The organism is Variovorax sp. LG9.2 (assembly GCF_035018885.1).
Classification (GTDB): domain Bacteria; phylum Pseudomonadota; class Gammaproteobacteria; order Burkholderiales; family Burkholderiaceae_C; genus Variovorax.
Map to the genome: position 1 here is coordinate 46,465 of NZ_JASJXB010000032.1, position 6,349 is coordinate 52,813.

Genomic DNA, 6,349 nt, shown 5'->3' on the forward strand with positions numbered 1-6,349 from the left:
CCGCGTGGGGCAAGACAAGCGGTGACGGCGAACGACCGCTTCTGGCCCGAATTCCGCCACTCACGTGGAAGGGCTCAGCCTCACGTCCAAGTCAGGTAAAGCGCTCATAGAAGTCAGCGACGTCACCACTGGCGGTCAGCGCCTGCAGCGGAAAGGCCTTCCAAGGTGCTTCTGGTCTCATAGTGGTCATGCGGGCCAGGAGCGCGTCACGCATTTCCGGCTTCACACCCTGACGCCAGTTCAAAACCTGTCCCCAGGTTGAACTGCCGTTCAGATGCAGCGGCACGTCGATGGCTTGAATTGACTTCGCGTAGCTGCGCGGGAAGAGCCTCCGATACGCCTCGAGGTTGTAGAGCCAGGAGACGCCGCGAACCGACAAGACGCCGGGCTCCTCGCGACGAGCATGGGAGAACAGTTCGCACAGCTCCTGCACTCTGGCACCGGTGTTCGCGGAAGCCAGCGGGCTTGTGCTCGTGGTCTCTGGAGGGACGAAGTGAATGCGGAGTACGCCGCTGGCGTCGGGCGGATCGAAGGAGAAGCAGCCGAACGACCGTCCCGTCGCAAGGCGGGGACGATCCTCGTACCACTGCGTGCACAAGGAAAGCGCATCGCGCCTTTCATTGTTCGAGTTGCCGATCCGAGCAACGAATTCGTTCCAGCGGTTCGCGCCTGCAGGTCCCCAAAGATTCAAACGCCGCCGCAGGTTTGTGCAGTGCGCGATCGACGCGCCCAAAGACAAATCCGCAACCGTCGCGTTGCGCTCAGCAAAACTCAGCTGTAGGGAAAAATATTCTTCAAGCACCACTATGCCGTCGCGTGGAACGTCTGCTTCTGGCCGAAATTAGCCGGACTTTTAGGAAGGCACGCCTATCGACTTCGGCAAATAGAAATCATGCATAGCCTGCCACCGTCCCGTGCTGTTTTCCAAAAGCGTCACGGACGTGCACATTGTCTCGATAGCGCCTGATCGGCGGACTTTTTCTTGAAGTTCGACGGCCGCCAAGCCTGCGCTGAATGCGTCCCCGTGCGCGACCGTCAAATGCGGAATGACTTCGGCATGCTCGCCTTCATACGGAGGAAATGCCGGAAACGCCCGAACCAACGTCGCCGTCATCGCAACAAAGCGCTCGGGTGGATCGGGCTCAAGGTAGGTTGTGGTCGGGAAGCGGCCTACCCGACGCAGCGAGAACGCGAACGATGGAATTTCGTTCAACGCCTCCTGTGCGCGTGCAAGCACAGCTGCAGTCACTCGGTCAGGTGACATGAACGGAACCAGAATGCTGACATGCGCCGGGACCCCAAGCTGTGCCGTCGAGTCAAAGCGGTTGCGGAGTTCTGCAACCACGCATTCAGCAGAGGGAACACGCACAACAAACGCTGTGATCAACATGGTGGATGGCAGATCGGCAAGGGGAAGACAAACGGCAGCTTCTGGCCCGCATTCTGCCCTTAGCCCATGCTGATCGAAAGCAAAGGCCAGCGCTCGGCAAAGCGCTTGGCTTCTATGCGCTGCCTATAGATCTCAACGCTCGCTCTGAGCGGGTTGTGACGGACGCGCAGATTGAAAAGATCATCGAGTCCATGCGGGGCGACGACGCCCAGCGACTCATCCCAGTTCAAAAACACGCCAACGCAAGTTGCAAACTCCGGCCACGTCGCAATGCCATCTGCGAGTGACTTGATCGGCGGCACTGCTTGTCCTAAGTCACGGGCGAACCATCGGTGCACGCCAGCCTGATTCGTCACCTCCCAGCGCACTTCTGGCAATACGGAGCGAAGCCGCTTCTCCAACTCGACATCGTTCTCCGGCTCAGCGTCCGCGTCGAAGTAGACAAGGTCCATGTCTTCCACAGCCGTACGGCGCTCAAAGCCGTGCAGAGCATCCCAAACCAATGAGCGGACAGCGCCTGCGCCGATGCACCACGACTGCAGCCCCAGGAGACGCGCTGCATCGAGCGCGGCCATCAGCTCATTCGACGAGGCCACCATGCCAGCAAGGCGTCGCTCAAGGTGCGGCTGCGGAGTGAAAGTCATGATTCGATCTTGATCCCGGCAGGCGCACGGAAGGACCGCTTCTGGCCGTTAGGCGACTTGAGAGTGTGCTCGAAAGGCCGCTGCCCACTCTGGCATATCTTCGTAAAACAGTTCAAGAAACTGGGCCAGCTGTGCTTCGTCAGAAGGCCTTGCGCCGTCGAGACTAAGGATTCGTACATGCATAGCAAGTTGGACGCGCGTTGGGATCGTCCAGTCATGAAACTCCGGAAGCACATCCCTGACGGAAGTCGCGCTCGTCGTGCTTAGCAGTTCGTCAAGCAGTGGTCCAAGCAAAGGCTGGATCTCGCGATTCAAATCAGACGCGTCGTAGATCGCCTTGACCGCTCGCGCCAACGCATTTTCTGTATCGTGCATTTCACTCATTAAAGCCTCGACGGAAGTGTGCAATGAAAGGTCGGCTCCTGGCCCGAATCCCGCCGCAGGATCGCCGGAACATTCGGAGCCTCACCCGACATAGCGTCGTCTCAAAAGCAGACCTTGAGACCAGCTCCCGCGAAGACGCGAAGAATTGCCATCGGCTTCGACGGCCGAGCTGCCATTCAGCCCGCTTCCACCCGAGCCAGATACTTCTCCATCGTTCGCCGCCATGCGGCCCGAGACACGCAACGGTCGCGATAGCTTCGGATGTTCTCGAATGGCTCCAGCAGCCGTTCATCTCTGACCTCCGAGAGCACATGCGACATGAGGATGTCGGCCACCGTGAAATTGTCGGTGGCCACGAACTCACGGCCCTTCAGCCAGCGCTCCAGTCCGGTGAACAAGCGTTGAGCCCAGCCCGCCATGAACTGCCTGGGCTTGGCCGCGCCTGCGCCGCCGTCGGCAGTCCAGTCGATGTAGAAGACGCTCATCAGCGGTAGCTCGATCGAGTTCATTGCTGCCAAGCACCAGCGGATGACCTGCGCCTCGCCCGCGGAATCACTTGGAATCAACTTGTCCGCCTTCTTCGCAAGGTAGATCAGAATCGCCGCCGATTCGGTCAGCACGACCCCGTCGTCATCGATCGCCGGAAGCTGCTCGAACGGATTCAGTTTGCGGTAGGCATCGGTGTTGAGTTCATGCGCCGGATGATCCATGCCGATGAGCTCGAAGGGCATCTGCATTTCTTCGAGTGCCCACAGAACCCGCAGGTCACGGGTGTGGCCGCGGGCGGCCGAGTTGACGCGTCCGAATCCGTAGACTTTCAGCATGGTTCTCCTTGCGACCCAAACGGCGACTTCTGGCCGATTATTCCCGTGACTCTTCGCGAGCGGCGTGCCCGCTCCTGCATGCGGCGCAACGGCACCGATCGCGTCCTGCTCATCCAGGTACACGCCGACGCAAATAGCGACCTCCTAATGGATGCCCGGCATCCATCCGACAGCGCTGGGCTTCAGGAGTCGAAGTCAAGTTCAAGGTCACTGCACCGACTCATGCGTGGCACCGCCCGATGCCGCGATACTCGTTTTTTCGCTGTGTCTTTTCCCTTCCCCTTCTTCTTCAAAATCGCCGGAAATTCAATGAATCGATCGATCAAGTTCATGGCGGCCGCTGCCGCGTTGTCGGCCCTGCTGGCCACGCCCGCGTTCGCGCAGAACGTCAAGGTGACGCCGCTCGGCGGCATCGACGGCGAGTTCTGTGCGCAAGACCGCGCGCTGATTTTCGAAGACCCGAACGGCACGCGCATCCTCTACGACCCGGGTCGCACGGTGGCGGGCGCCAACGATCCACGGCTCGGCAAGATCGACATCCTGCTTGTGAGCCACATGCACGGCGACCACCTGGGCAACGCGCACAACAAGGCGCCCAACGCAGGCACGTGTGCCAGCCCCGACATGTCGGTGTCGGACGTGCCCAACTCCAACGCGGTCAACATCGCGCTCGCCAAGAAGTCGAAGATCGTCACCGGCAGCGAGATGCCGCCGTTCTTCGCGGCCAAGCTCAAGGCGCTCGGCGGCGACCCTGCCAACTCGATGCTCGCGCGTTTCGGCGGCAGCGTGACAGTGGGCGGCGTGCGCATCGCGACGGTGACTGCGATGCACAGCAACGGCGTCGACCCGGAGTACATCGGCGGCGAGCTCGGCAAGTCGATGAAAGACGCGGGCATTGCCGGCGACGTGGGATTGGCGACCGGCTACGTGCTGTGGTTCAGCAACGGGCTCGTCGCGTACCTGTCCGGCGACACCGGTGTCACCGCCGACCAGGAGCGCGTGGTGCGCGATCTCTACAAGGCGAAGCTGGCCGTCATGAACATGGGCGACGGCTTCACCACCGGCCCGGCCGAAGCAGCCTTCGTGATGAATGAGCTGGTAAAGCCGGCATCGGTCATTGCATCGCACGCGAACGAGGTCGGCACCGTGGGCGGCAAGGTGCGCCCCGGCAGCAAGACCGAAGCATTTATCAAGGCGGTAAAGGTGCCGGTGTATGTGCCGTTGTCCGGCATCGCGATGGAGTTCACCTCGACCGGTGCCTGCGCCGCGGGATGTTCGACGAACTAAGGAAGTCGACGAATCGATGTGAGCATCGCCCGCCGCATCGATCGAGTTGCACTCGATCTGCAGACTCGGTAGCGGTTACGGCGGCCGGGTGATCCGACCGCTGTTGGCATCAGCCCGCGTTCTTCAACGACTGCTTGGCCTTGTTGGCGGAACGCTTCGCGCGATTCTTGTGATAGCCGGACTTGACGTTGTTGACCGCCTTGCCGACCGGGCCGCTCTTCTTGGCCGCGCTGTCGGCGCGCTTCTCGTCGATCTTGTGCTGGACCGAGTCGGTGGCTTCGGAGGCGGCCTTGCCGACCTGGGCGTTGGCACTGAGGACGGCGACGGATGCAACAAGCGCGAACAGAATCTTCTTCATTGGGTTCTCCGGATATTGATTGAACGAAGCAGATGGTTACACCGCCCCGGCCAGCGCTTTGTCAGCCGCCGCCGCGTGCGCTCGCCGCCTGTTCGCCCGTGTGCCCGTTGGCAGTTCAGTTCCGCCGCGCCTCGATCCACTGCTTGAATTGACGTTCTGCCTGCAGCTTGAACTCATTGCGCATCTGGTTGCAGACAGCATGCGCCAGACGCCGATGGCTTTGCTTGCGCACGCCGCCCAGAGTGGCATCGTTGAGGTGCTCGATGGTGGCCGACTCGGGCCGTCCGTAGGGCTCGTCGAAGTCCATCGGCAGGCTGCACCAGTAGCAGTTGGGGCCAAACGACGACCGCAGCGCCTTCACGCTCAAGGTGCGCCTTCGCGCAGCGCGGCGACCTGCTCGGCGTACGTGGCTTCGATGCGCTGCAGGCGTGCCTGACGCGCATCTTCGTTGACCCATTGCGCGCTCATCGCGCTTTGCCGGGCCAGTTGATAGGCCAGCTTGGCGACCGGCATGAGCGAGGCGTTGTCTGCCGCCAGAAAACCAGCCAGGTCGTGCAGCGACTTGAGCATGGCGCGCTCCGCGTCGCTGCGCGACCCTTTGCCGCGGCCAAAGGCGACCAGAAAGGCTTGCACCTTCGCCTGGAATGCAGGCGGATAGTCGCGGCGCACGACGATCTGCGCATGCGGAATCAAATCCGATTCCCAGATCACCTGCAGCCGCTCCGCCTCGGTCGGAAACTGCAGCTTGAAGCGCTCGAAGTCGGCCGTGTTGTTGGTCGCCACATCGGCCTCGCCGTTGGCGACGGCCAGCGCCGTCACCTGGTGCGTGCCGACCAGTTCACTCGCAAAACGCGTTTCCATGGCGATGTTGTGCGGCAAGAAAAACTGCAGCTGCGGCACGATGAAGCCCGAAACCGAACGGCTTTCCCCGCGCGCAAGACGCCACTGTTCGGGCGAATCGAGCAGGTCCTTGAGCGAGGTCCTGGGGCCGGTCTTGCGCGCCAGCAACAGCGATCGATAACCGGGCATGCCGTCGTGCCGCGTGACCTGTGCAATCACTTTCATGCGGCGCTGCGTCACCGCGTCGAGCGCCATCTTTCCGGAGAGAAACGCCATGTCGACCTGGTTGCGCTGGATGGCCTGTTCGAGCGCTTCGTACGACGTCACCGACAACACAGTGACGGGGCGGCCGATGGCGCGGCTCAGTTCGGCGAGCACCGGCTCCCAGTCGTTGCGGGATTCGAAGGCGCCGCCCAGAGGCAGAATCCCGAAGCGAACCGGCGCTACATCGAGCTGCGGCGCGGTTTGGGCGCCTGCCAGTGAAGACACAGACAGCAATCCGCAGACCAAGAGCGCCGACGAAAACCCGAAAAAACGTAACAAAGCGCCCGGGAAACCAGCGAGACCGGCATGGCGGACCGGACTGTCACCGGCGCAGGTAGCGGCAAATGCGGACGTGCGG

General features: G+C 61.8%; 9 protein-coding genes. 1 reads left to right on the top strand and 8 read right to left on the bottom strand.

Going from position 1 to position 6,349, the window contains the following annotated elements; genetic code table 11:
• Positions 1-91: 91 nt before the first annotated feature.
• The 5 genes from QN413_RS22870 to QN413_RS22890 all read right to left on the bottom strand — a co-directional run bounded on the left by QN413_RS22870 (position 92) and on the right by QN413_RS22890 (position 3,242).
• Positions 92-802, bottom strand: a complete 711-nt coding sequence (locus QN413_RS22870) for a hypothetical protein (protein ID WP_323498892.1) — start codon at positions 800-802, stop codon at positions 92-94.
• A gap of 51 nt (positions 803-853) precedes the next feature.
• Positions 854-1,390 carry a 2'-5' RNA ligase family protein gene (locus QN413_RS22875; RefSeq protein ID WP_323498893.1) on the bottom strand — a complete coding sequence of 179 codons (537 nt, stop codon included), beginning with the start codon at positions 1,388-1,390 and terminating at the stop codon, positions 854-856.
• 59 nt (positions 1,391-1,449) lie between these two features.
• Positions 1,450-1,965 (bottom strand): nucleotidyltransferase family protein, encoded by a 516-nt coding sequence (locus QN413_RS22880; RefSeq protein ID WP_416352226.1) that lies wholly within the window; start codon positions 1,963-1,965, stop codon positions 1,450-1,452.
• 117 nt (positions 1,966-2,082) lie between these two features.
• On the bottom strand, positions 2,083-2,418 hold the full coding sequence (locus QN413_RS22885) for a hypothetical protein (protein WP_323498894.1): 336 nt from the start codon (positions 2,416-2,418) through the stop codon (positions 2,083-2,085).
• A 176-nt stretch (positions 2,419-2,594) separates the two neighbouring features.
• Complete coding sequence (locus tag QN413_RS22890; protein WP_323498895.1) at positions 2,595-3,242, bottom strand: glutathione S-transferase family protein; 648 nt, start codon at positions 3,240-3,242, stop codon at positions 2,595-2,597.
• A 309-nt stretch (positions 3,243-3,551) separates the two neighbouring features.
• Between QN413_RS22890 and QN413_RS22895 the strand changes: the two genes are divergently transcribed.
• A complete protein-coding gene (locus QN413_RS22895; RefSeq protein WP_323498896.1) occupies positions 3,552-4,529 on the top strand; it encodes an MBL fold metallo-hydrolase in 978 nt (325 codons plus the stop codon).
• A 109-nt stretch (positions 4,530-4,638) separates the two neighbouring features.
• Here QN413_RS22895 and QN413_RS22900 read toward each other — a convergent pair whose 3' ends face one another.
• The 3 genes from QN413_RS22900 to phnD form a co-directional block, all read right to left on the bottom strand.
• On the bottom strand, positions 4,639-4,887 hold the full coding sequence (locus tag QN413_RS22900; RefSeq protein WP_187053319.1) for a hypothetical protein: 249 nt from the start codon (positions 4,885-4,887) through the stop codon (positions 4,639-4,641).
• Positions 4,888-5,002: 115 nt separating this feature from the next.
• Positions 5,003-5,248: a hypothetical protein gene (locus QN413_RS22905; protein WP_261802597.1), complete on the bottom strand. Its 246-nt coding sequence runs from the start codon at positions 5,246-5,248 to the stop codon at positions 5,003-5,005.
• Between the two features lie 2 nt (positions 5,249-5,250).
• Complete coding sequence (phnD, locus tag QN413_RS22910) at positions 5,251-6,270, bottom strand: phosphate/phosphite/phosphonate ABC transporter substrate-binding protein (RefSeq protein ID WP_323498899.1); 1,020 nt, start codon at positions 6,268-6,270, stop codon at positions 5,251-5,253.
• Positions 6,271-6,349: the final 79 nt, after the last annotated feature.